Raw genomic sequence first — 23,711 nt, 5'->3', positions numbered from 1 at the left:
ACAGGGTTCGGCCCAAGCTGTGCCTGTGTCGGCGCGGGGTAGATTGTCTGTTAGTTACACTCCCTGGAATTATCGGGCAAAGCGTGCAGGTAATTTAGAGCGTTTGCAAGGTTGCAGTCACCATCCTTGGCAAGTGTTAAACCAGACAAAATATATATCAAAGACCCGCTTGTCAGTCGCTCAGATTTTTACCTGCCGGCTAAAACAGCCGTGCATCTACTTTTTACATTCCCAATAAAGGCCACCAAAAAGCCGCATCAACTCTTCTGGGTGTCTCGCTTCAAAAGACAGCAGCAGGAATTAGGCGGTATCGCTAGAAAATAGATTTTTGCGAAATATCTGCTGATGTTCAGAATAAGCAGAAATATTCTCAAAAATAGATAAGAGTTCCGCAGGTTGACCTCAGAAACCCGGTTTCTAGCCCCGCGCTTCATATTCGCGGTTCGCGGGGAAATTGACAGAAAATACGCTGTTTGTGGGAGAGTTACCAGCTAGAAACAGAGCAAAGCTTTACTCAAAAAAAGATCAGTTTTCCAGCCACACCCCTGGCAGTGCAGAGCGATCGTACCACAGGCTCATAGAATTTGTTAAAAATTTCAGTTGAAAATTGGAATTATTAAATTTTATGCCTAACATTGGCGATAAAATCTAAGATTGAAATTCTCAAATCGGAAATCAAGGCATCATGGTAAAACTGACACCAAATCCCAGCTTTAGTTTAACAATTCGGGTTGCTCTGCCGAACCAGCCGGGAATGCTGGCAAGAGTCACCAGTGCGATCGCATCTGTCGGCGGCAACTTCGGCCAAATCGACTTGATCGAGCAAACCCGTGCCACTACCGTTCGTGATATCACCGTCGATGCCTCCAGCCTCGAGCACAATGAAGAAATAGTGCAAGCAGTGAAAGGACTGCCAGATATCAGAGTGATCGACGTGTACGATCGCACTTTCAACTTGCACCGCGGCGGAAAAATCAGCGTAGTTAGCAAAATTTCCCTCAAACGCCAATCTGATTTGGCAATGGCATACACCCCTGGAGTCGGCCGCATCTGCACTGCGATCGCCAATGACCCCCAACAAGTTTATAACCTCACAATCAAACAAAATACTGTTGCCATTGTTACCGACGGTAGCGCAGTTTTGGGACTGGGAAACCTCGGCCCTGCCGCCGCACTGCCAGTCATGGAAGGCAAAGCCATGCTATTTAAAGAATTTGCAGGTATTGACGCCTTTCCTATCTGTTTGAATACCCAAGATACCGATGAAATTATTCGCACAGTGCAGAATATCGCCCCGGTTTTTGGTGGCGTTAACCTCGAAGATATTTCTTCTCCTCGCTGCTTTGAAATCGAAGCAAGATTGCGGGAAACCTTAGATATTCCGATTTTTCATGATGACCAGCACGGCACTGCAATTGTTAGTTTGGCAGCATTAATTAATGCCTTGAAAATCGTCAAAAAAACCATCGCAGAAGTGTGTATCGTGATTAACGGAGCCGGTGCGGCCGGAGTCGCGATCGCCCGGTTGTTGCGTAAAGCAGGTGCACAAAACATCATCATGTGCGACTCCAAAGGCGTTCTCTCCGAAGACCGCACGGATATGAACCCAGAAAAACTAGAATTTGCCGTGGCTTCGAGCGGTACTTTGGAAGATGCGATCGCCGGTGCCGATGTATTTTTAGGCGTCAGCGCCCCCGGCGTAGTCACCCGATCTATGGTGCGTTCGATGGCCGAAAATCCCATTGTTTTTGCAATGGCCAATCCCATTCCCGAAATTCAGCCAGAATTAATTATGGAAGATGCGGCGATCATAGCAACCGGACGCAGCGATTACCCAAATCAAATTAACAATGTTTTGGCATTTCCGGGGATATTTCGAGGCGCTTTGGACTGCAAAGCTGCCACGATTACGCCCACTATGTACTTGGAAGCAGCTTATGCGATCGCCTCTTTAGTCAGTCCTTCCCAGCTTGACAAAGAGCACATTATACCGTCGGTTTTTGACGAAAGAGTTGCCATTGCTGTCGCCGGTGCAGTGCAGTTGGCCGCCCGATCCGAAGGTATTGCCCGCGATTAATTAAAGGAAGAAGGAAGACTTCCTTCTTCCTTCTTCCCTCTTCCTTAAAGAAGGGTAAAATTCACAGCAATAAACAAGGTAAAAAGATATAATAAAATAACCCAAGCCCAGCTATGTCAGATGCAAAGCCAGTTACGAAAAGCTAAGCGCGATCGCTCCCGCCGCCAATTGTTAGAACTCAGTCCCATTGGGCTGGCATTGTGCCGGACGGACGGGACTTTTCTCGACGTAAATCCAGCTTTTGCAAGTATTATCGGCCGCACAGTTGCAGAAACTCTTCACCTCAACTACTGGGAAATTCAGCAAACGCAGTGCACGAGCCCGTGCGAAGCAGCATACAAACATAAAAACAACCATCTCGTACCCGTGCGAGTTTCTGAGCGGGCAATTGAAACAGGGGGAGAGTGCGCGATTTGGCTAAGCGCTGAAGAAATTTTTAATCCTGTGCCTAAAAATAGCACTCCGCTGCAATCAGCACCGCCGCACAGCAATTCACATCTGGAAAAATTGCTGACAAAGCAGACTGCCCAACTGGAAAAAACTCAGAAACTACTCGAAGAAAAAATCGCCGAACTGGAACAGGCTCAAGAAAAATTGCGTCTCCAAAGTCAAATTATTGACCAAATTCAGGAAGCGGTGATTTCTACAGATATGGACGGGTCGATTACCATTTGGAATCAAGCCTGCCAAAAGTTATATGGCTATGAAGAATCTGAGGCTATCGGACAGCACATTTCTCTAGTTTACCCGCCAGAAGATCGCGAATTTTTGTTAGAGCAAGTCATCAAACTGGTACAAGAAAAAGGCGATCATGAAATTGAAGTTATCACACGCCGTAAATCTGGAGAAAAAATTTCCTCGCACCTGATGCTGTCGCTATTGAAAGACAACACGGGAGAAGTTGTGGGGATGATGGGTTCTTTAACAGATCTCAGCGTTTGCAAAGCTTTAGAACAAGAGTTAGCACAAAGACAATCACTATTTGATGCCTTTTTGAAGGAGGCGCCGGCGGGACTTTGTATTTTGGACTCCCAACTGCGGTACGTGCAAATTAATCAATTTCTAGCAGAAATAAATTGCCTGAGTCCAGCAGAACACATTGGCAAGACTGTACGCGAAATATTGCCAAATATGGCTCCAATTGTAGAGCCTTTGTACGAACAAATTTTGAGGAGTAAACAACCCTTAATTAATATCGAGATGAGTGGTGACAATCCCAGAAAGCCTGGGTTTGTCCGACACCTGACAGGCTCTTATTTTCCCTTGCTAGACAAAGATGGCGAGGCTCTCGGCATCGGTGCAGTCGTAGTTGACATTAGCGATCGCAAACAAGCAGAAGCAGCGCTGCAAAAAAGCGAACAACTTTACCGCACTATGGCAAGCAACTTTCCTAACGGTGCGGTGATGTTGTTCGATGTAGAAATGCGCTACAGCCTTGTAGAAGGTACAGAATTAGCAGCAGTGGGGCTTTCCAAAGAATTGATGGAAGGCAAGACAATCTGGGAAGTATTCGAGCCAGATGTTTGCGCTAATATCGAGCCAACTTATCGGGCGGCACTGGCAGGAGAAACAGTTGTTACAGAATTTTTTTACAGCGATCGCGTTTACCTCGGTTATGCTTTGCCAGTCAGAAACGAACGGCAAGAAATCATCGGCGGATTGCTAATGACTCAAAACATTACTGCTCGCCAATTAGCAGAAGAAGCGCTCAGGGAAAGCGAGGAAAAGTACAGGTGCATTGTCGAGACAGCAGACGAAGGAATTTGGATTATAGATGCGGAGGGTAACACTACTTTTGTCAACCAAAAAATGGCCGATATGCTCTGCTGCACAGCAGAGGAAATGATCGGACAGTCGCTATTTGCTTTCATGGATGCAGAAGGCATGGCGATCGCCCAAGTCAATCTCGACCGCCGCAGTCAAGGAATTAGCGAACAGCACGATTTTAAGTTCCTTCGCCGAGACGGCAGCGACTTGTGGGCGATGCTTTCTACTAATTCCTTGGCCGACAAACAGGGATGCTATGTGGGTGCTTTGGCAATGGTTGCCGACATTACCGATCGCAAGCAAACAGAAGCCGCATTGCAGCAGTCGGAAGCCAAATTTCGATCGCTCTACGAATTAACCAGTTTGCCTGTTTTTATGCTATGTGACAATGCCATAACCGATGCCAACACAGCCACCCTACAACTATTCGGCTGCACCGCCACGCAACAGTTGTACTGCCAAAACCCTGGCAAACTCTCACCTCCTTTCCAACCCAACGGCAAAGATTCTTTGAGCATGGCTGACGACATGATAGCCATCGCCTTTGAGCGGGGAAAGCACCGTTTTGATTGGGTTCATCAGCGCTTAGACGGTACTGATTTTCCCGCCGAAGTGGTGCTGACAGTCATCGAGGTGGGAAATGAAAAAATTATCCAAGTAGTGATCCAAGATTTAACGGATCGCAAACTTGCAGAAGAAACTTTAGTGCGATCGGAAGAAGCGCTCAGACAACAAGCTCAGCGAGAATTACTGCTCAATCAAATTGCCAACCAAATCCGCACTTCTTTAGATTTAGACACAATTTTAGCAACCGCCGTTCAAGAAATTCGCAATCTGATGCACCTAGATTGGTGCATCTTCACTTGGTATCGCCCCAACAACAATCCTCCGGTTTGGGAAGTAACTTACGAAGCGAAGAATGCAGATTTGCCGAGTATGCTTGGCACTTATCCTGTAGACGACAAATCTAGTCTCGCAGTGCGACAGATTTTGCGGCGAGAAATTCTGCGAATTGATGATGTCAGCACTTTTGAAGATGTAGAATTGCGCGAAGTTTTCCAGGCTTCAAATTTTAATTCAGTCCTGTCGCTGCCAATTCATACTGCTGCAGGCGATATTGGGGTGATTACCTGCTATCAGGCTATGTCCATGCGAAATTGGAGCGACTCGGAAGTCGAACTAATGCAAGCGGTAGTCGCTCAAATTGCGATCGCGATCGACCACGCCGAACTTTACACCCAAACGCGCACAGCGGCCCGATTAGCTCAAGCTCAAGCTCAACAGCTAGAACAAACTTTACACGAACTCCAACGCACCCAAACTCAATTAATTCAAAGTGAAAAAATGTCGAGTTTGGGACAATTAGTAGCAGGTGTCGCCCACGAAATTAACAACCCGGTTAATTTTATCTATGGCAATCTCACCTACACCAGCGAATACACTCAAAACTTGCTAAAAATGCTGCGACTTTACCAGAAGGAATACCCGCAGCCTAGCGCAAGAATTGTAGATGCAAGGGAAGACTTGGAAATTGATTATCTTATTGAAGATTTACCTAAAATTTTAGCATCTATGAAAGTCGGAGCCGATCGCATCCGCGACATAGTTTTGAGCCTGCGAACTTTTTCAAGACTTGACGAAGCCGAAAAGAAACAAGTTGACATTCACGAAGGCATTGAAAGCACGCTGCTGATTTTGCAAAACCGCCTGAAACATAAAGCCGATCACCCGACAATTAATGTGATTAAAGAATACGGTAATTTGCCTTTAGTTGAATGTTATCCCGGTCAGTTAAATCAAGTATTTATGAATTTGTTGAGCAATGCGCTAGACGCATTGGAAATGGAGATGAAGAAATCCGATCGCACCGCCAAAAATCTCGCAATTACGATTCGCACCCAAGTAACCGACAATAACAGCGTTGCCATATGGATAGCTGACAGCGGCCCTGGGATGAGCGCAGATGTGCAAAAGCGCTTGTTTGACCCGTTTTTCACTACTAAACCCATTGGCAAAGGAACTGGCTTAGGATTGGCGATTTCCCACTCTATTATAGTAGAAAAACACGGTGGCAAGCTTTCTTGCAATTCTGTATTGGGAGAAGGTTCCGAATTTGCGATCGAGATTCCTCTGCAGCAAAAGATCAATTAAACTTATACTAATTCTCAAAAGTCATGCAACAGTAGCTGTAGGGTGCGTCGCCACCCTTAAATCCTAAAAAAGAGCGACAATCTCCAAGCGACGCACCTTACCTGATTGTTCAGGAAACAAACCAAAAACTCATAATTGTTGCAAGAGTTGGGAGAATTGGTATTAGCGTGTAATTTTTAGTAATTATAGTTTTTTTGTACCTATAAATTTTACGTAAACCCGATCGCACCTTGGCGTCTCCACACCAGTTGTCGGTAGATATCCGCTATTTTCATACATTTTCACAGCTTCTTTGAGAATGCTAGCCGTTTCAATCCAAATTTCCTCAAAGCCGCGAGCGATAATTTTACTTTCCAATTCTTGCAGTAAAAATTTACCCAAACCTTGTCCTCTTGCTGCTGGCAAAATATACATTTTGCGAATTTCCACAGCATTATTTCCGCGCTCTATCGGATAGTAAGCCGCCGTACCGACTATTTTATCCTGCCGTTCAACTACCCAAAATTCGCCGCCTTTATTCTGATAATGAAGTTCTACATCATAGACATCTCGATCGGCCCCGTGAGGTTCGCATTTTAAACCGTATTCTGCTAAAACATCCCTAATTAAATAGAACGCCTCAGCGCGATCGCGCGTTTCCCAGGAACGAATTAAAAAATCCAGATGTTGGGTTTTCATTGGTGGTTGCAACGTATATTTATTTTTTGACTTTAGCAACTGTAAACTTACTAATTTTTTGTATCTTACAGTCTTTAAATGCACCTAGATTTTAACTGTGAATTCTCGGTTCGGGATGAAGACTTGCCAGCAAATCGCTCTCTACTAATGATAATTCCTCCAACCTGTCAATCACAAGAGTGCGATCGAAATAAGTTGTTGCCAAAATCCAATATACACCGTAATGGCGCGCTTCCGAAGCCATCAAACTGTGGTAAAACTTAGCTAATTCCGCGTCGGGACAGCGATCGCCCAGCAGCCCCAACCGTTCGTGACTGCGCGCTTCTATCAAACCAGAAACCAACAAAGAATCCAAAAGTCTCTCCGGTTCCTGCTTGCGAATTTGGGCGGACAAACCGGCACCGTAGGGAGGTGCGGCCAAAGGGCCTAAAGCAATGCCGCGCTTTTCTAACCGCTGGTTGACTTGCTCGAAATGCTCTAATTCTTCACGGGCGATCGCCGTTAGCATCCTCACCAATTTTTCCCTGGCTGGGTAGCGAAACATTAAATTTAACGCTACTCCCGCCGCTTTCCGCTCGCAGTGAGAATGGTCTAATAAGATTGTATCCAAATGGGCGATCGCCTGTTCCACCCAAGCTTCCGAAGTCGGCTGTTTCAAAAACTTAATAGTTGGCAGTGTTGAAGTCATTAGTCATTAGTCATTAGTCATTAGTCATTAGTCATTAGTCATTAGTCAGCAGTCATTAATCAGTAGTCATTAGTCATTAGTCAGTAGTCAGTAGTCAGCAGTCATCAGTCAGCAGTCATCAGTCATTAGTCATCTGTCAGCATTTATCCTATTTTACACAATTTTTCCAACACCGCATACATATCAACAGCAAACTTTTTCGGATTCCACAGCGGCGACAAATTTGCTGGAGCTTTAGATTTCACCAACTGTGCTTTAATTGCATTTCTCAATTCACGCTCTTTGCCCAATTTTACACCCACTTCCACATATTCCGACCAAGACAAAGCCACGCCTGTTTCAATTCCCAAAGTCTGCAAAAACGAATAACCCATTCTCGACAAAAATTGCCCTCCTGTGCGAGTCACCACCGGCAAATTAGACCACAAAGCCTCTAAAGTTTGAGTTCCTCCGTTGTAAGGATAAGAATCTAACAACACATCGGCCAGCAAATAGATAATTCTGTGTTCTTCCTCAGTAGCAAACCTCGGCAAAAACTTAATTCGGTGCTTGCTCACTTTCTCAGCTTCACAAGCTTGGTGATATGCAGCCTCAAACACCGCAGCATCGCCTAAAGCTTTGTGAATTAAGATACTGTTCGGCACTTCTTTGAGAATCGCAATTTGTGCTTTTACCAACTCGCTATTGAATTTTCTGCCGGAAGCGACGCACAGGTAAACTATCTGATCCAATCCGATCCGATGCGACCTTCTCAATGCAACTGGATCGACTCCATATCTCTGAAAACCGGACACCGCTACAAAGGAATCAGGCATCCTAATTAGCTGTTCGTCATAATATTTTTCCCGATCTGCTGGGTGCGAGTGCCAGTCTGTAAGAAAGTAATTTTCCGGCGATATGTAAGGGGCGTCAAATCCCAGCCAAGAAACACAAACTGGTGCGGTTTTTTGGTAGAGAATGTCAGCGTTAACTGGTACGCTGAGAGAATCTAAATCAACTAAAACGTCCAATTCATCTTGCTTAATTTTGTCGATAATTTCGGCAGAATTGGCAAGTCCGTTGGGGTAGCTTGTGGGAAAAGTTAGTTTGGCAAAACTTTCAAATTGCTGAGTGCGATCGTCAGGAACAATTCTTTCGGAAGCGTACAAATACACATGGGGTGTGATTTCGGACAATTCGCGAATGATGTCGGCGCTGCACCAACCGACAGAATGGCGGCTAAAGTGATTGGACAAAAAGCCGATTTTTAACTTGCTGGATGCGGAACTTGGTTTGAAACTGTAATTTGCAGGTTGAGAAAAATTAGGTTTAATACATTGGTCGATATACTTTTGGGCAATTAATCTGTAAAGTTTTGAGTTGGCTGCCAAGTCATCTCGCAAATAGGGTGTGCTGAATAACAAGTTTGCATAAAGCGATTTAATTTCCACCGGGCTAGCGGTTTCTAAGTTTTGCTGCAAGTATGACTCTAGCTCTAAAAATCGATCGCCCGCAATTTGATTTAATCCCGACACTTGATAGGTGCTGATGAAGTAAATCGCGGTCATAATTGGATCGGTTTCGGCACACATTTGGCTGTATTGGTGCACGGCTTGCCGCGCGGCAGCTAAATCGCTAGTATCTCTGAGGATGTCGCACAAATGTTGGTGGGCAGAAATAAAATCGGGTTTAATTTCTAGAGCTTTTTGAAGGTTGGGTATGGCGTCTTTAAATTGACCCTGGTGGCGCAAGACTTGGCCAATTTGACAGTATGCTTCGGCTAAATCGGGTTTGAATGCGATCGCCTGTTGCCATGCAGCCACCGCCTCATCTAACTTCCCTTGCCGCGCTAATTTATCTCCTAAATTTAAGTGAAAATCTACCTGAGCAAGGTGGGGATTAAGTTCGAGAGCTTTTTGTTCGTATGCTACCGCTGCATCCGGCTGCCCCTGCTGCTTCAGTGCCCCTGCCAAATTCCAGTAAGCAGCAGCCAAATTTGGTTTAAGTTCGATCGCCTTGGAGTAATTGACAACCGCCTCCACCAAAAGCCCTTGTTTGTAGAGCATACTGCCCAAATTAGCATAAGCCTCAGCAAAATCGGGATTCAGAGCGATCGCCTCGGAATAAAACCGCATCGCTTCCTCAATTTGGCCACTTGCTTGCTGCACATTGCCCATTGTCACGTAAGCCGCCGCCCAATCCGGTTGCAATTCCAGAGCTCGGCGACAAGCAGCGACGGCTGCTGCTAAATTGCCTTGAGAGTAATAGGTTTCTGCAACCACTGTCAGCGATGCAGCATCTTCAAATTGGGGTGTTTCGGATTGGTTGCGAAAATCGGAATTCATTTTGCGGCCTATCTGTGCTATCAAGTTAAAGGTTGAATCTATATTATTTTGCAGAGTAGCAGTTTTAGCGGAACTACGGGCGATCGTCACAGAGAATTTATGAGCGACAAGCAAGCGACACAGCGCCAACATAACATCAAGTGGAAACCAAACCTCCTGCTGGGGATACTCTTGTTAACCTTAGCAATCCCCTTACCCTTTGCCCAAAAGACTTTCGCACAGCAGCAGCAGACAGCCAGCTTTCGGCAGAAATTATTTCAAACTGCTCTTTATTTCACCCTATATTTTGAGGGCGGATTCAGCAATCACCCAGCCGATAAGGGCGGCAGAACTTATCGGGGCGTCTTGCAAACAGAATACAACGCCTACCGCTACAGTCGTGGGCTTCCGCCCCTAGACGTGACGCAGATGTCGGAAGCAGAGCTCCTAGAAATTTATAAATATTACTGGGATTCGAGCCTTTCGGGCACGATGCAGCCGGCTTTGGCGATCGTCATGTTTGACACGGCTGTTAATTTCGGTATTAATAACTCTATTACCTTTCTCCAGCAAGCATTAGGATTGCCGCAAACGGGAGTTTTTGATGCCCGCACCAAGGAAGCGCTGAAAGGGGCAAATAACAGAAATACCGCCCTGCAAATGATTAATGAACGAATTATTTACCGCTACAAACGGGTACAAGAAGACCCGACTCAAATGGCTTTTTTCCGGGGTTGGCTGAGTCGCGATTACAGTTTGTGGGGGTATGTGAATAAGATTAAAAATTAACAGTTAATAAGCTGATGCGAACAGGGTAAGCGCATCTAATTTCTACATTCCCGTATATAGCGTTTGAGTAGAGACAAAAGCGCTATAGGTGGAAAAGCCGTTCTCAATAAACAACAATAAAGCCGAGTTATTGTCCTAAAACCCCTCGTTATTGACAAGATGCGCTTACCCTGCTGATGCGAATCGAATTTTTACAATCTTGTTTCTTGAAACTATTGTGGGGTGGGCAGGAGAACCTGCCCGAAAATTAAAATCTCAATGCAGAACAGCTTATCCGGCTCAAATAACCCTTATATAGCAATCCTAAATGATTCAGATAAATTTGTAGGGGTAGTGCTAAGAGTGCCTACCCCCTATATATCGGGCAACCGGGCGTGGGATTGCCCCTACAATAATTATGCAAATGATGCGAGGATTGCTATAGGTTTTTAGTGAGGACTAGATTCCTCATAAAACTTAGACGATGCAGGTTCTCACTACTCCGATCAACATCTTTTTAAATCCCGAAGCTCCTCTCCGATCAAAATTAGTAAATTCAAATTAACACATTAACAATTTGTCAAGTAAATTAATTTCATAAAAATCACAATTTTGATTCATAAAATTTCGATTTATTAAGATATATTTCAGCTCTTTAAAAACCTAGTAAATTTAAAGTAAACGGTCTATAACATAAATATAAAAACCCAGTGTGTAGCTGCTGCACCAGTAACTTAAGCCATGAAGCTATGACAGTAGAAGAAGCCATTAATTTCTTAGAGAATTTCGTATACCAACAAACAGGAGAACACCTAACTCGATTAGAGCAGTCGATAATTCGAGGCGTTGTAGGGGGTTTAACGTACCAAGAAATTCAGCAAAACGATCCGATCGCCCGCGGGTACACAGTGGGCTACCTAGGGCGCTACGTCGGCTACAACTTGTGGAAAGACCTCACCAAGGTACTCAAGCAAGCAGAAATTATTGGACAAGAAGAAAGAGTAGTCGGAGCAAATCTTTGGGACTGCATCATGAGATCTGTACAAAAAGGCACACAACCAGCTAATTCTGTCGATCCGATGTTGCAAAAGCTGCTGCGGATGCGTTACCGAATTAGAGAACATTTGGTGAACACGGAGTACAGCGATACCTATCTGGCTGAAGATGAAAATTTGCCCGATCGACCTTTGTGCCTCGTCAAGCGCCTGAAAAGCCAGTCTGAGAGAACCGGTCACCTATTCGATCGAGAAACGCGGGTTTTATATCGATTGGGCCAACACGATCGGATACCAGAATTGTTAGCTCGCTTTGAAGAAGATGGATATTTTTATTTAGTCTATCAATTCATCGAAGGGCAACCCTTGTATCAAGAACTAATCGAAGGTCAACCCTGGGAAGAACATCAGGTTATTGCTTTGTTGAAAGATATCTTGGAAGTGCTGGTATTCGTTCACAAACAAGATGTAATTCACCGCGACGTTCACCCTCAAAACTTAATCAGGCGGACATCAGATGGCAAAATTGTATTAATTGACTTTGGCGCAGTTAAAGAAATCAACACCTCGCACAATAGCACTGGCCAAACGCGATCGCGCGGCGGTACTCAGCAAGATTATATTCCTCCCGAACAAGCCATCGGCTCACCGAAATTTTGCAGCGACATCTATGCTGTCGGGATTATCGGGATTCAAGCCTTGACAGGGATGCGCCCGAAACAACTCAGAGTTGATAATTTAGGCAATCTCATCTGGCAGAAAAATGCAACTGTCACCCCGGAGTTTGCTCGCGTTTTAGACCAGATGGTGTTGTACGCTTTCCCCCAGCGTTACCCGTCAGCAACCGAAGCTTTGGAAGCACTTCAAAAGTTGGGAGTTAGTTGAGTGTTGTCAGTTGTCAGTTGAGTGTTGTCAGTTGACCGTTACCAAATCCGACTTTAATATCCCCTCTTTAGTCCCTCTCTGCTGGGACGAAAGTTTGTGTAGTAGCGGTTTCAACCGCCGAGTCTTATCTGTTGTGCCGATCGCATTTCCCACAGCCACAGCAGCCGGTTTACAATGCGAGCGATCTTGTTGCATAGTGATTCATCCGCTACCATTATCCCTCGATGTACTGAGTAACAACACTTCGTCTTGCCGATGAATCGGGCCCCAATTTCCGAAATCGAAGGCACAAGGAACAAGGAACAAGGAATTATTTTAAATTTTGCCAGCAACAAAAATTATTTAATTCTGCCGAATGCCTTCTACATAAGAGCCTTCAATCTTCAGTTGACTATCTCTCTAAAGTTAGATAAAATAATTCATATTTTATGATTAGCAGCTTTGAGAAAATTTTAAGCAGCTTTGTATAGCGGGCAACAATATCACTAGAGTGTTTATTGTTACCTTAAATACGTAGAAAACAAATAATTAGAGGGATCGAGAAATTGGAAGTTTTTGAACGATCACAACAACTGCAAAGGCCCTCAACCCGAATGGCTGCAGTCCAGTCTTTTTCCAAAAAAGCGAGTATTGCAGTAATGGCGATCGGCTGTACAGTCATTTTGGGTTGGATATTCGATGTGCAACTCTTAAAAAGCCTTCTGCCCGGACTCGTGACGATGAAAGCCAATACTGCGGTATGCTTTATTTTGGGCGGGTTTGCTCTATTCATCCAACAGAGCAGGCGCGCCAAATTAACAGCAAGAAAGTCTCACAAAAATTACAAAAAATTAATTTTAGTATCCTCATTTTTAATTATATTAATTAGCCTCTTAACCCTAGCTCAATATAGCTTTAATTTAGACTTAGGCATCGACCAACTGCTATTTAAAGAAAGTTACACCTTGACAATCACCGGAACACCAGGACGCATGGCACCGAATACTGCTGGTGCTTTTTTATTGCTGGGAACAGCGCTGCTGCGGCTGTCAGAACGTCGGCCTAAATACCTGCGGATTCAAATCTTAAGCTGTTGTGCATTTTTAATTGCATTTACGGGATTGATAGGCTACCTCTACGACAAAGCTTTATTTTACAAAATTGGCAATAATACAGGGATGGCTTTGCACACGTCTGCAGCATTTATGTTGCTGAGCTTCGGCATTTTATTTGCCAGTCCAGAGCGAGGATTGATAGCAGTAATGACGAGCGATCGCGCGGGCGGCATCATGGCGAGGCGCTTGTTGCCACGGGCAATCATTATCCCGCCTTTAGTGGGTTATTTCATCCTATTGGGAGATCGGTTACAAGCCTACACGCCGGAGGTAGGGATATCGCTGTTAAGCGTATTGAACGTGATTATTTTTACAGTTCTGATTTGGCAGAATGCCAAAACTCTCTGCAGCGCAGACCGGAAGCGCTATCGAGCGGAACTGGGACTGAGGAAAGCTAAATTAGACTTAGAAACTCAAGTTGAGAAACGGACTCTCCAACTGCAACTCGCCAATGAGCAATTGCAGGAGCAAATTTTTGACTCTCAAACAACAAAGCAGGCGCTTCAAAAAAACTATAACCTGTTGATGGCAGTCATCAACAGTACGCCCGCCGCCCTATTTGTCAAAGATATTCAGGGACGTTACCTAATGCTTAATGCTGCAGGAGCCAGTATAATTGGCAAGTCTGTAGACGACATTATCGGCAGAGATGACAGCGAGTTATTTCCGCCGGAAATTGCGGGCAATATTATAAAAACCGATCGCCCAATTATGGCAGCGGGAACAACGGAAGCTATCGAAGAAGAGCTGCCAGTCAAAGGAAATTTGAGGATATTTCTTTCTACAAAAAGTGCTTACCGGGACGGGTTAGGAAAGATCAGCGGTATAGTTAGCATCGCGCGGGATATTACTGAGAGCAAACAAGCCGAAATCGCCAACAGAAGTTTGGCAGCAATTCTGGAAGCGACCCCGGATTTTGTAGGTATCTACAACCTCGAAGGACGCGCCATTTACATCAACAAAGCAGGCAGAAAAATGGTGGGTATAGGCGAAAATGAAGATATATCCAACCGACAAGTTGCAGAATTCACGGCAGCTTCAGCCCGCAGCACTTTGAAACAAGCGATCGCCACCGCTGTTTCCGAGGGCTTTTGGAGTGGAGAAACAGCCTTCGTGTCAGGATCGGGACTCGAACTTCCCGTCAGCCAAGTCATCATCTCCCACTCCGCACCGGGTGGCCAACTCGCATACATTTCGACGATCGCCCGCGACATCAGCGATCGCAAACAAGCTGAACAGGCGCTGCAACTGTCTCAAGCTCGTTTCGCCGGCATTTTAGAAATTGCCGAGGACGCGATTATTTCTGTGGATGCTGACCAAAAAATTATCCTGTTCAACCAAGGTGCAGAACGGATTTTTGGGTGGACGGCTGCTGAGGCGATCGGGCAATCCCTGAGCCTGCTGTTGCCAGAAGCTTTTGCCACCCCTCACAGTCACCACGTCAGCAGTTTCGGAGGCGTTAAACAAGCCCGAACAATGGGCAACCGCAAAGAAATTTTCGCCCGCCGCCGAGATGGTACGGAATTTCCCGCCGAAGCTTCTATTTCCAAACTCGAAGTGGCAGGCGAAATCATATTCACAGCAATTTTGCGCGACGTGACAGCCAGCCGAGAAGCCGAAGAATTTGTGCGTCTGAGTGAGGAAAGATATCGATCGCTGGCAATGGCCACCGCACAGATGGTTTGGACGACCAACGCTAGCGGAATCTTCGACAAGCCTCAGCCTGATTGGATAGCTTATACGGGCATGAGTTGGAAAGAGAAGGACAACTGGATAGAAGCAGTGCACCCAGAAGACCGCGATCGCACAATTCAAGCTTGGATGCGGGCCATAGAAACAAAAAGTCTCTACGAAGTCGAGCATCGGTTGCGGGCCGCCGACGGCAGCTACAGACACTTCTGGGTGCGGGGCGTCCCCCTTTTGGCCGCCGACGGCAGTATTCGCGAGTGGGTGGGAACTCACACCGACATTAGCGATCGAGTCCAAGTTTTGGAAGCACTCAAGCAGTCCGAGGGACAGTATCGATCGCAAGCAGCCGAACTCGAAAAAGCTGTCCACGAGTTGCACCAAGCTCAAACTCAACTCATCCAAACCGAAAAAATCTCTTCTCTCGGGCAGCTAGTCGCCGGCGTCGCCCACGAAATCAACAATCCCATTAACTTCATTTACGGCAACATCACCCACGCCAGCCAATACGCCACAGACTTACTCGGTTTGCTCCACCTTTACCAGGAAAAATACCCAAATCCCGTCCCAGAAATTGTAGAAGCAGCCGAAGATATTGAAGTTGATTACTTAATGGAAGACTTTACGAAGATTTTGGAATCAATGAAAGTAGGAGCCGATCGCATCCGCGACTTAGTTGTATCCTTACGCAACTTTTCCAGACTGGACGAATCGCAGATGAAGCGAGTAGATATTCACGAAGGAATCGAAAGCACTTTGCTAATTTTGCAGCACCGGATCAAAGCTAATGTACTTCGTCCCGCTATTGAGATTATCAAAGAATACGGCAATTTCCCAAAAGTCGAGTGCTATGTAGGTCAGCTCAATCAAGTATTTATGAATCTTTTAGTAAATGCGATCGACGCCCTCGAAGAGTACAACAGCACTCATTCTTCACAAGAAATATCTTCTCGCCACAACCTAATTCGGATTAGCACCAGTGCGAACTCAGAAACAGTAACAATTCGGATTGCCGACAACGGGATGGGAATCAATCAAGAATTTATTGGCAAGTTATTCGACCCATTTTTTACTACTAAACCCGTCGGGAAAGGTACAGGCTTGGGATTGTCAATCAGCTATCAGATTATAGTTGAAAAACACCGAGGCAAATTGCAGTGTATTTCTGCCCCTGGGGAAGGTGCAGAGTTTGTCATCGAGATTCCCCTTTGCCAGGAAGTATCAGCGCTGGCTACCGAAAACACCAAGGAAATGGTCATGAGTCATTAGACTGTTGACTGTTGACTGTTGACTGTTGACTGTTGACTGTTGGCAGTTGATAGTGGGCAGTTGATCGTTGATGGTTGTCATTAATCATAAATTTCTCAACGTCTCCCCATCTCGCCGTCTCCCCATCTCCCGTCTCCGTCGCTCGATCGCCCTAAATCGAAATAATTCTTTACAATAACAAAGTAACAATCCAATTAACTTTGACAAAATCCCTTGAAAATGCCTGTAAACCAACTTTCTCCCACCACAGCCTCCACCGAAACACAGACACTCGACTTTGACATAGCCATCGTCGGAGGCGGCATAGTCGGGGCCACCTTAGCCAGCGCCTTAAAAGATTCCGGCTTAAAAATCGCTATAATTGAAACCCAACTTCCCGCCGCCGCCGCAGCCAAAAAACAAGCCTATGCAATCACCCTGCTATCAGGAATGATCTTAGAAGGTATCGGCGTGTGGCAGCAAATCTTGCCGCAAATTACCACCTTCGAGCAAATTAGCCTCTGCGACGGCGACTATCCAGGCGTCGTGGAATTCCACCGCCCAGATTTGGGAAATACTGGCAAATTGCCCGTACCAAAAGCAGCTTTAGGTTACGTTGGCGAGCACCGAGTCATGCTGTCAGCTTTGCAAGAATGTTTGGCAAAAAACCCGAATTTTAGTTGGGTTTGTCCGGCGGAAGTAGTCGAGGTAAAATATTTAACCGATTGCGCCGAAATAGAAGTCAAACAAAACGGCGAAACTCGGACTATTCGCACCAAATTATTAGTCGCCGCCGACGGTTCGCGATCGCGCATCCGCACCGAAGCCAACATCAGCACTCGCGGCTGGAAATACTGGCAATCCTGCGTTGCTATCACCATTAAAGCAGAAAAACCGCACAATGATATCGCTTTTGAGCGCTTTTGGCCGAGCGGCCCGATGGGAGTCTTACCATTACCTGGGAACCGCTGTCAAGTAGTTTGGACAGCACCCCACGCGGAAGCAAAAGCTTTGCAACAAATGGATGAAACAGAGTTTTTGACTTTGTTGGAACAGCGCACGGGCGGGCTTTTGGGGCGTTTGGAATTGGAGAGCGATCGCTTTTTGTTTCCAGTGCAGTTAATGCAGAGCGATCGCTACGTTTTGCCCAGATTAGCACTAATTGGCGACGCCGCCCACTGCTGCCATCCCGTGGGCGGCCAGGGATTAAATATGGGCATTCGAGACGCAGGGGCGATCGCCCAAATCTTGCAGCAAGCGCACCAAAAAGGCGAAGACATCGGCGATTTGCGAGTATTGAAACGGTATCACAACTGGCGCAAAAAAGAGAATTTAATCGTGTTAGGATTTACCGATTTTCTAGACAGATTATTTTCTAATACTTGGCTGCCAATTGTAGCATTTCGCCGCTTTGGATTGTGGTGTTTGCGGACAATTCCCCCAGTGAGGTTTTTAGCTTTGCGCTTGATGACCGGTTTAATGGGCCGGCCGCCGGAATTAGCGAAAAATTAGGTTTGTACACCCACCCACCATCAAAGAAACCGGGTTTTTTTCCAAATCTTTGCACTGTCACCAAGTCAGTCCCAAAAACCCGGTTTCTGGCCACCCGTGGTTCCAAGACTAAACTAAATTCATGGATGAATGGTATATAATTAAGATAGAACAGAGCTATGAGTGGAATTGACCGTGAAATTACTCTAGAAACTCGAACCAGTCTCATTGATAAACATCTCCCCGGAACCCAAAAAGCCCAAAGTGAATTTGAAAGCGAAGGAATCGTCCATCTCTTTAATGATAGAGAAACAATGGAAAGAGTGGCCGCAGAAATTAAGCTAAGAGGAGAACGCACAGGAGAGGACGATGTAGAGGACAATTATGAACGCTATGGATTGTACTTTTCAGAACCAATTGGTTATATACTAAAAGCAGACGGGACTCAGATACCACTAAATTACGGTGAAATAAAGATTAAAAAAACTACAGGTAAATACCATGTCATACCTCGCACAAGACCCCGCACAAGCTACTAAAATTAGTCAAGAATCCGAGCAAGAGACTGAGTGGGAGTTTGCGGAAATCTGGGCGGATACTCTGATATCTCCTCCTTATATCCTGATGTTAGTCAAGGAAATTTCAGGAAAATTTTGCATTCACAACCCGGCACAAAATTATAAAGTTATTTTTTCTAGTGACAATTACGAAGCGGCTAAAATGTGGCTGCTAGAGGATGAATATGAGCGTTTGAATAGTCGCATTTTACGAGAAGTATAAAATAAAGTGGTGTCGCCACATCCGCCAGGGGTTTAAACCCCTGGCTAATAGCGAAAGTCGGTTGAAACCGACTGAAAATCCGAGATAAAAATGAAAAACTCTTTAGTCCTCTTTAAGAGGACTTTTGCTATGAGACAGGGGTTTCAACCCCTGGCGGACTATCGGGCTAACCGAGGTTTCTCGCTACTCGCACGATCGAAGAAACCGGGTTTTTTCCTCAATCTTTGCAATGTTAGGAAGTATGCTGGCAAAAACCCGGTTTCTGGGCGATCGCACAATCTAAGAAACCGGGTTTTTCCCCAAATTTTTGCACTTTTTTAAGCTGAAATATGGGGTTTCCATTGGTTGCGGATAGCTTGTACTAACAGCCCTTCGCCGTTCCGCACTATTCCCCGGCGGCGATTTTCCTCAACTACAGCGATCGCATCTCGAACTACTTCAACATTGTTACTTAGAATCAAAGTCTTTAGCCAAGGGTTAAGATGAAATCCAGCCATTTCCACTTCCTCCAAAATTGTATTAGACATAACTGTAAAAGTCGATGGTAGAGCTTTCGGAGAATTGGGGACAGTTTCAGCTAATGCCAGCAGCCGCTCTAGATGTGCTATGCCATAAGTATCAGCAAATTCTTTAGCTGTCTGGATGTACTCAATTAGTTGTGTCATATTTATCTCCTGAGTTTTTCAAAGTTTGCGGTGGAATGCTTACCACTAAATAACAGCTTATAAGCTACTTTCAAAAATGTCGCAGAAAATTATTTCCGGTATATGAAAAAGAATCGGAAAAATTTTTCCGATGTTTGGCTCAACCGGAAAAATATTCCTATTATGCGCTAGTGATGGTAAACTCAACAAGAGGGAGACCAAGTTCTGAGAGGGGTTGGCATGACTGAGACTGTTAACTTATGGCAAAGCTTTTTAATATTAAAGATAGTTACTGATTATGGTTTGAGCCGGACACACAAAGCTATTCTTCTGGCTAGGTTTCCCGATGAAAATACGGTAAAGAGTAACAAAGAGGTTGCAGAGGAAGCGTTCGCAGAAGAAAATTCTAACATTCCGAGCAACCCTGAGACTGTTCAGCGGCAAATGTGCACGATATATAAGCTTTTCTGCCCAAAAGAAAACGGGGAAGGTTTTTTGGGTTGTAACGACAGAAGTAGTCCGGTGAAAGATGCTGCATTTCGAGATTGGCTGAAACCGCAGTATGAAAAATGGCGATCAAGTCAAGGGAGTGCATTCAGTACAGGCGATCGCATCCCTACTATTTCTGATAACCCTTTTATTCCTCAGACTGGTAAAGTTGACGACCCGCAACTGTTTTTCGGCAGAGAACGGGAAATGAGGCGAGTATTCGAGGTTCTTAACAGCAATGACAGCGTAGCTTTAATAGGAGAAGAAGGCATCGGGAAGTCTTCTCTGTTATCGGCTATTTGTCAACAGGCTGAAAATCTCCTATTCTCGCGACGCCAGCCAATTTACTTAGACCTAAATGGAGTCCGAGATGAAGATGACTTCTACACAGCTTTATGTGAAGAAGTTGGCATCCCTAAAAGCGATGGACATAGCCTCTATCGTGCTTTGAAAAAGCATAGAGTGCTGCTGGCTATAGATAATGTAGGAAAGATGACTCGGGAAGGTTTTACCCATGAAGTGAGAGATAACTTGCGGGGTTTAGCAGAGGGACAAAATGCACCTTTAAAACTGATTGTAGCTGCTAGCAAACCCCTCGATAAACTCTTTAATGACAGTCAGGATGAAGGGAACACATCTCCCCTTGCGGGTATTTGCCAAGAAGAGAATATCAAGCCTTGGGATGAAGCAATTGCCTGTGCCTTTATTCAAGCTCGTCTTACTAGGACTTCGGTGCGTTTTACTGAAGAGGAAATCAGCCAGCTAGTACAAGAAAGTGGCGGTCATCCACGACGACTGATGCAGTTGTGCTATCAAAAATATGCGCGATATATGGAGGATGTAAAATGAGCGAGCGCAACACCGACGTTCCCCGTTTAGACTTAGCTCCTAAAATCAAGGGTTCTCTTTCATTATCAAAACCCCTCGATTACTTGCGATTGTTATACTGGGTGTTTTTCTTTCCCCAAGCCTTGCGGTGGTACGTCTACAGTAGAGTATCTATTTCAGAACGCTACAAAAATTATAAAAAAGATTCAGGATTATTTCTTAATCCCATAATAACTGGGCTACTTATACAAGTAATCGTAGTCATATTCCTTACACTATTGACTTGGAGTGTAATTATTACATTGATTAATTGTTCAGTAGATGCTGAATATATATCAGTCAGCTTTTTCGTGACTATTTTTTTGTGTCTCATAACGTTGGCATCTGTACTAATTGAGAAAGATATATTCTTGTCAGATTTTAAATTGAGAACAGCCAAATATCTAACAATAATCATTTTTTTAAGCTTGAATTGTAATCTGGCAATTTTTACTGTCAGTGCTATAAAAGAAGCCTCTACTAACCTTGGAGTTATCTGGATTTTAGGTATATTAGCCGGTATGTGGTTGGGTGTAGGAGGTATTGCGACACTAGCCATTTTAGAGGTGAATGACTTAGCTATTATATTAGTTATTGGTGGAGTGTTATTAATGTCATTAATGCTTTGCTTGTATCTGCCAATCGAGTTCAAAGTTACAGATTTTTTTGTCTTTCTAAAAAGCCTGTTAGTTCGCGCACTTTTTTTTCTCAGTTGTGTAATTGGTTCATTTATCGGATTGCTGCGCCCAGATAACTGGTTTTTTACATTACCAATCAGCCAAACATTATTTAAAATAAAACTTACGCACAGAGTTAAAGAAAACAGCAGCCCAAGGGTTTTGAGTAATCAGTTTTGTTCCCGATATTCTGGATATTCTGATTTTCTGATTTCTTCATCTCCCCATCTTCCCCTGTCTCAAGAATCGCCATATGATTATGTCTTTGAAATGCGTAAGTCCTATAAAAATCATCTAGACTTGCTGTTTCCTCGTGTAACTGTCCTGCCTAATCCCTATCTCACAGAGCAATTAAAAGAATGGCTGCGACAAGATTGGGAGACAGGAATACATAATGCTTATGAAATTTATACTTATACTCTCCAGTTCATTCCTGTAATTCAAGCTTTAAACCAAGTTCTTGGTGAGCAACCAGAGCAAGTTGTCTATCGTATAGCACATTTAACAGATCATCCTTACAAATGGGAATTGGTGCGTTTGATTTCAGGTTCTATGGATACAAACTTTATTAAATTTGAGCCTCATGCTCGTGCTGTTGCCCGTGGTTTCTTGCATTTGCACGAGCAGTCGCTAGGCGCTGCAATGGAAGTATTTGATGCGGTGCGGTCTCTACTTTATGGAGAAGAAATGTTGATGATAAGTGTAATTATGTCTATCTATCAGGAGACTCTAAAGTTGAATGATATTGCTGCGCTATCGATATATGTTTTTCCTAAAGAACCGCTGCGTGGGGATACTTGGAGAGCGATCGCTAGTTTGTATGAGATTATAAGGGATATTCGAGTTATTCAAAAGAGTTCGTCTCGTTCTGCCAGAGCCTTCGCTCTTAGCCATGCTTTAGGAGAACTTAAAAAATTGCGGGATCAACCTGATGCTGTACCTCAACCAGAGCGAGCAATAGTTACAAAAATTGCCTGGAATTGGTCGCAAGCGATATTAGATGTAGCTAGTGAGGTTGGGAACGTTTCTATTACTGAGCGAGTGCGTAATCCCTACGTAGTTGGCGACCCTGTTGAGGGCAACCTGTTTGTTGGACGAGAGGATATACTCAAACAGCTCAAAGAAGTGTGGATATTGAGTCACCAACTTCAGTCTGTGGTTATCTACGGTCATCGACGCATGGGCAAAACTTCTATTCTGCTTAACGTGGCTAATTCCCTAGGTTCACAGGTAAAAGTAGCCTATGTCAATCTATTGCGATTGGGAGATAGTCCTCAAGGAGTTGGAGACGTGCTGATGGCAATTACCGATGAAATTTCTGATGCTGTCAACCTTCCACCTCCTGCCGATGCGGATTTGCTGAATCTTCCCTATCGTACTTTTGAGCGCTATTTGAAACAAGTAGAGGCAAATCTGAGTGAAACGGGTTTGATTATTGCTTTAGATGAGTTTGAGAAGATTGAAAAACTGATTGAGAAGGGAAAGATTGACAGTGACTTTATGGAGGTTCTGCGCGGGATGGTACAAATGAGTCCTAAAATAGCTTTTGCGTTGGCTGGTTTGCATACTTTAGACGAGATGACTGGGGATTACTCCCACCCTTTCTTCGCTAGCTTTATTAATATCAACGTTAGCTTCATGGAAAGTGCAGCTACCCGCCAGATTCTTGCTAATCCCCATGAAGATTTTCTTCTTGACTACGCGCCAGAAGCGTTATCTGTAATCTATGCTTGGACTGCTGGACAGCCTTATTTAGTTCAGCTAGTGGGATTTCAGCTAGTTCGCCACTACAATGAGCAAGTTTTTGACATGGGAAATTCTCGCGATCCGGTCTTTACAGTAGAAGATGTGACGGCAGTCATTAATGACCATGAATTCTTTCAGCGGGGACGCTACTACTTCGATGGTGTTTGGGGTCAGGCGGCGCGGGGTGCTCCCGGACAGCAAGAGATATTAAGAGCGATCGCACCTCACCCAGAAGGACTCGATATCAACACGCTACCTGAAATTACTGGCATGAACGAGACAAATTTACAGCCCGCACTTAACTCTTTGATACGTCACGATGTAGTTTTGGAAATTGATGGCAAGTGGTGCATTATTGTCGAACTATTTCGCCATTGGGTGCTGTCGATAAATGTATAGTGTGCTTGCTTAAGTCCTGATTAGGTTCGCCACTGATTAAGCCAGCGGACTTGCCCTTTCCAATCAGCAGCTTGTGTTTCTGAAAGCAGGCGATCGAGCGAAGCAATTAGACTAGATAATGTCCAACTGTTTTGAGCAGCCAAAATGATGCCACCATGTTCGGGATAACGCTGAGCTAAAACCTGAAAATCCCGGATATTAAACCCACATTCCGCAGGTCTTTAAATAGAATTGATGGTTATAAAATTTAAAAATTCAAGCCTGAAGAGATTACTGGG

General features: G+C 44.7%; 17 protein-coding genes. 10 read left to right on the top strand and 7 right to left on the bottom strand.

Features of this window, described 5'->3' with window-relative positions:
* The first annotated feature begins 685 nt into the window (after positions 1 to 685).
* Entirely contained in the window at positions 686 to 2,077 is a 1,392-nt protein-coding gene (locus tag QUB08_RS22295; RefSeq protein ID WP_333227202.1) for a malic enzyme-like NAD(P)-binding protein, read from the top strand.
* 120 nt (positions 2,078 to 2,197) lie between these two features.
* The gene (locus tag QUB08_RS22290) at positions 2,198 to 5,995 is read left to right on the top strand and encodes a PAS domain S-box protein (RefSeq protein ID WP_333227200.1); all 3,798 of its coding nucleotides are present in this window, start codon (positions 2,198 to 2,200) and stop codon (positions 5,993 to 5,995) included.
* Positions 5,996 to 6,178: 183 nt separating this feature from the next.
* Here QUB08_RS22290 and QUB08_RS22285 read toward each other — a convergent pair whose 3' ends face one another.
* From QUB08_RS22285 to QUB08_RS22275, 3 genes are all read right to left on the bottom strand, one after another.
* On the bottom strand, positions 6,179 to 6,673 hold the full coding sequence (locus QUB08_RS22285; protein WP_333227198.1) for a GNAT family N-acetyltransferase: 495 nt from the start codon (positions 6,671 to 6,673) through the stop codon (positions 6,179 to 6,181).
* A 91-nt stretch (positions 6,674 to 6,764) separates the two neighbouring features.
* Positions 6,765 to 7,361: a tRNA isopentenyl-2-thiomethyl-A-37 hydroxylase MiaE gene (locus QUB08_RS22280; RefSeq protein ID WP_333227196.1), complete on the bottom strand. Its 597-nt coding sequence runs from the start codon at positions 7,359 to 7,361 to the stop codon at positions 6,765 to 6,767.
* Between the two features lie 143 nt (positions 7,362 to 7,504).
* On the bottom strand, positions 7,505 to 9,685 hold the full coding sequence (locus tag QUB08_RS22275; RefSeq protein ID WP_333227194.1) for a tetratricopeptide repeat protein: 2,181 nt from the start codon (positions 9,683 to 9,685) through the stop codon (positions 7,505 to 7,507).
* A gap of 99 nt (positions 9,686 to 9,784) precedes the next feature.
* Between QUB08_RS22275 and QUB08_RS22270 the strand changes: the two genes are divergently transcribed.
* Together QUB08_RS22270 and QUB08_RS22265 are read left to right on the top strand one after the other, a co-directional pair.
* Positions 9,785 to 10,453: a glycoside hydrolase family 108 protein gene (locus QUB08_RS22270; RefSeq protein ID WP_006634869.1), complete on the top strand. Its 669-nt coding sequence runs from the start codon at positions 9,785 to 9,787 to the stop codon at positions 10,451 to 10,453.
* A gap of 728 nt (positions 10,454 to 11,181) precedes the next feature.
* Positions 11,182 to 12,312 (top strand): serine/threonine-protein kinase, encoded by a 1,131-nt coding sequence (locus QUB08_RS22265; protein ID WP_333227192.1) that lies wholly within the window; start codon positions 11,182 to 11,184, stop codon positions 12,310 to 12,312.
* Positions 12,313 to 12,339: 27 nt separating this feature from the next.
* On the opposite strand, the gene QUB08_RS22260 is transcribed toward QUB08_RS22265, so the two are convergent.
* Positions 12,340 to 12,507 (bottom strand): hypothetical protein, encoded by a 168-nt coding sequence (locus QUB08_RS22260; protein WP_333227191.1) that lies wholly within the window; start codon positions 12,505 to 12,507, stop codon positions 12,340 to 12,342.
* A 398-nt stretch (positions 12,508 to 12,905) separates the two neighbouring features.
* On the opposite strand from QUB08_RS22260, the gene QUB08_RS22255 reads away from it, so the two are divergent.
* From QUB08_RS22255 to QUB08_RS22240, 4 genes are all read left to right on the top strand, one after another.
* Positions 12,906 to 16,361, top strand: a complete 3,456-nt coding sequence (locus tag QUB08_RS22255) for a PAS domain S-box protein (RefSeq protein WP_333227188.1) — start codon at positions 12,906 to 12,908, stop codon at positions 16,359 to 16,361.
* Positions 16,362 to 16,580: 219 nt separating this feature from the next.
* Positions 16,581 to 17,852, top strand: a complete 1,272-nt coding sequence (locus QUB08_RS22250; protein WP_333227186.1) for an FAD-dependent hydroxylase — start codon at positions 16,581 to 16,583, stop codon at positions 17,850 to 17,852.
* 158 nt (positions 17,853 to 18,010) lie between these two features.
* Positions 18,011 to 18,370, top strand: coding sequence for a DUF6972 family protein (locus QUB08_RS22245; protein ID WP_190735918.1), 360 nt, complete (start codon positions 18,011 to 18,013; stop codon positions 18,368 to 18,370).
* The gene (locus tag QUB08_RS22240) at positions 18,333 to 18,611 is read left to right on the top strand and encodes a hypothetical protein (protein WP_333227184.1); all 279 of its coding nucleotides are present in this window, start codon (positions 18,333 to 18,335) and stop codon (positions 18,609 to 18,611) included. The genes QUB08_RS22245 and QUB08_RS22240 overlap by 38 nt, the downstream gene beginning before the upstream one ends.
* A gap of 317 nt (positions 18,612 to 18,928) precedes the next feature.
* Here the strand turns inward: QUB08_RS22240 and QUB08_RS22235 are convergent, their stop codons facing one another.
* Positions 18,929 to 19,276, bottom strand: a complete 348-nt coding sequence (locus tag QUB08_RS22235; RefSeq protein ID WP_333227182.1) for a hypothetical protein — start codon at positions 19,274 to 19,276, stop codon at positions 18,929 to 18,931.
* A 219-nt stretch (positions 19,277 to 19,495) separates the two neighbouring features.
* Here QUB08_RS22235 and QUB08_RS22230 point away from each other — a divergent pair, with 219 nt between their 5' ends.
* Positions 19,496 to 20,593, top strand: coding sequence for an ATP-binding protein (locus QUB08_RS22230; RefSeq protein ID WP_333227180.1), 1,098 nt, complete (start codon positions 19,496 to 19,498; stop codon positions 20,591 to 20,593).
* A gap of 172 nt (positions 20,594 to 20,765) precedes the next feature.
* Here QUB08_RS22230 and QUB08_RS22225 read toward each other — a convergent pair whose 3' ends face one another.
* Positions 20,766 to 21,170, bottom strand: a complete 405-nt coding sequence (locus QUB08_RS22225) for a hypothetical protein (RefSeq protein ID WP_333227178.1) — start codon at positions 21,168 to 21,170, stop codon at positions 20,766 to 20,768.
* 388 nt (positions 21,171 to 21,558) lie between these two features.
* Between QUB08_RS22225 and QUB08_RS22220 the strand changes: the two genes are divergently transcribed.
* Positions 21,559 to 23,433: an ATP-binding protein gene (locus QUB08_RS22220; protein ID WP_333227176.1), complete on the top strand. Its 1,875-nt coding sequence runs from the start codon at positions 21,559 to 21,561 to the stop codon at positions 23,431 to 23,433.
* A gap of 20 nt (positions 23,434 to 23,453) precedes the next feature.
* On the opposite strand, the gene QUB08_RS22215 is transcribed toward QUB08_RS22220, so the two are convergent.
* Positions 23,454 to 23,576, bottom strand: a complete 123-nt coding sequence (locus QUB08_RS22215) for a hypothetical protein (protein ID WP_333227174.1) — start codon at positions 23,574 to 23,576, stop codon at positions 23,454 to 23,456.
* Between the last annotated feature and the right edge of the window lie 135 nt (positions 23,577 to 23,711).

The organism is Microcoleus sp. BR0-C5 (genome assembly GCF_036705045.1).
Lineage (GTDB): Bacteria > Cyanobacteriota > Cyanobacteriia > Cyanobacteriales > Microcoleaceae > Microcoleus.
Note: the sequence above shows the minus strand (reverse complement) of the source record. Positions and strands in the feature narration are given on the sequence as shown.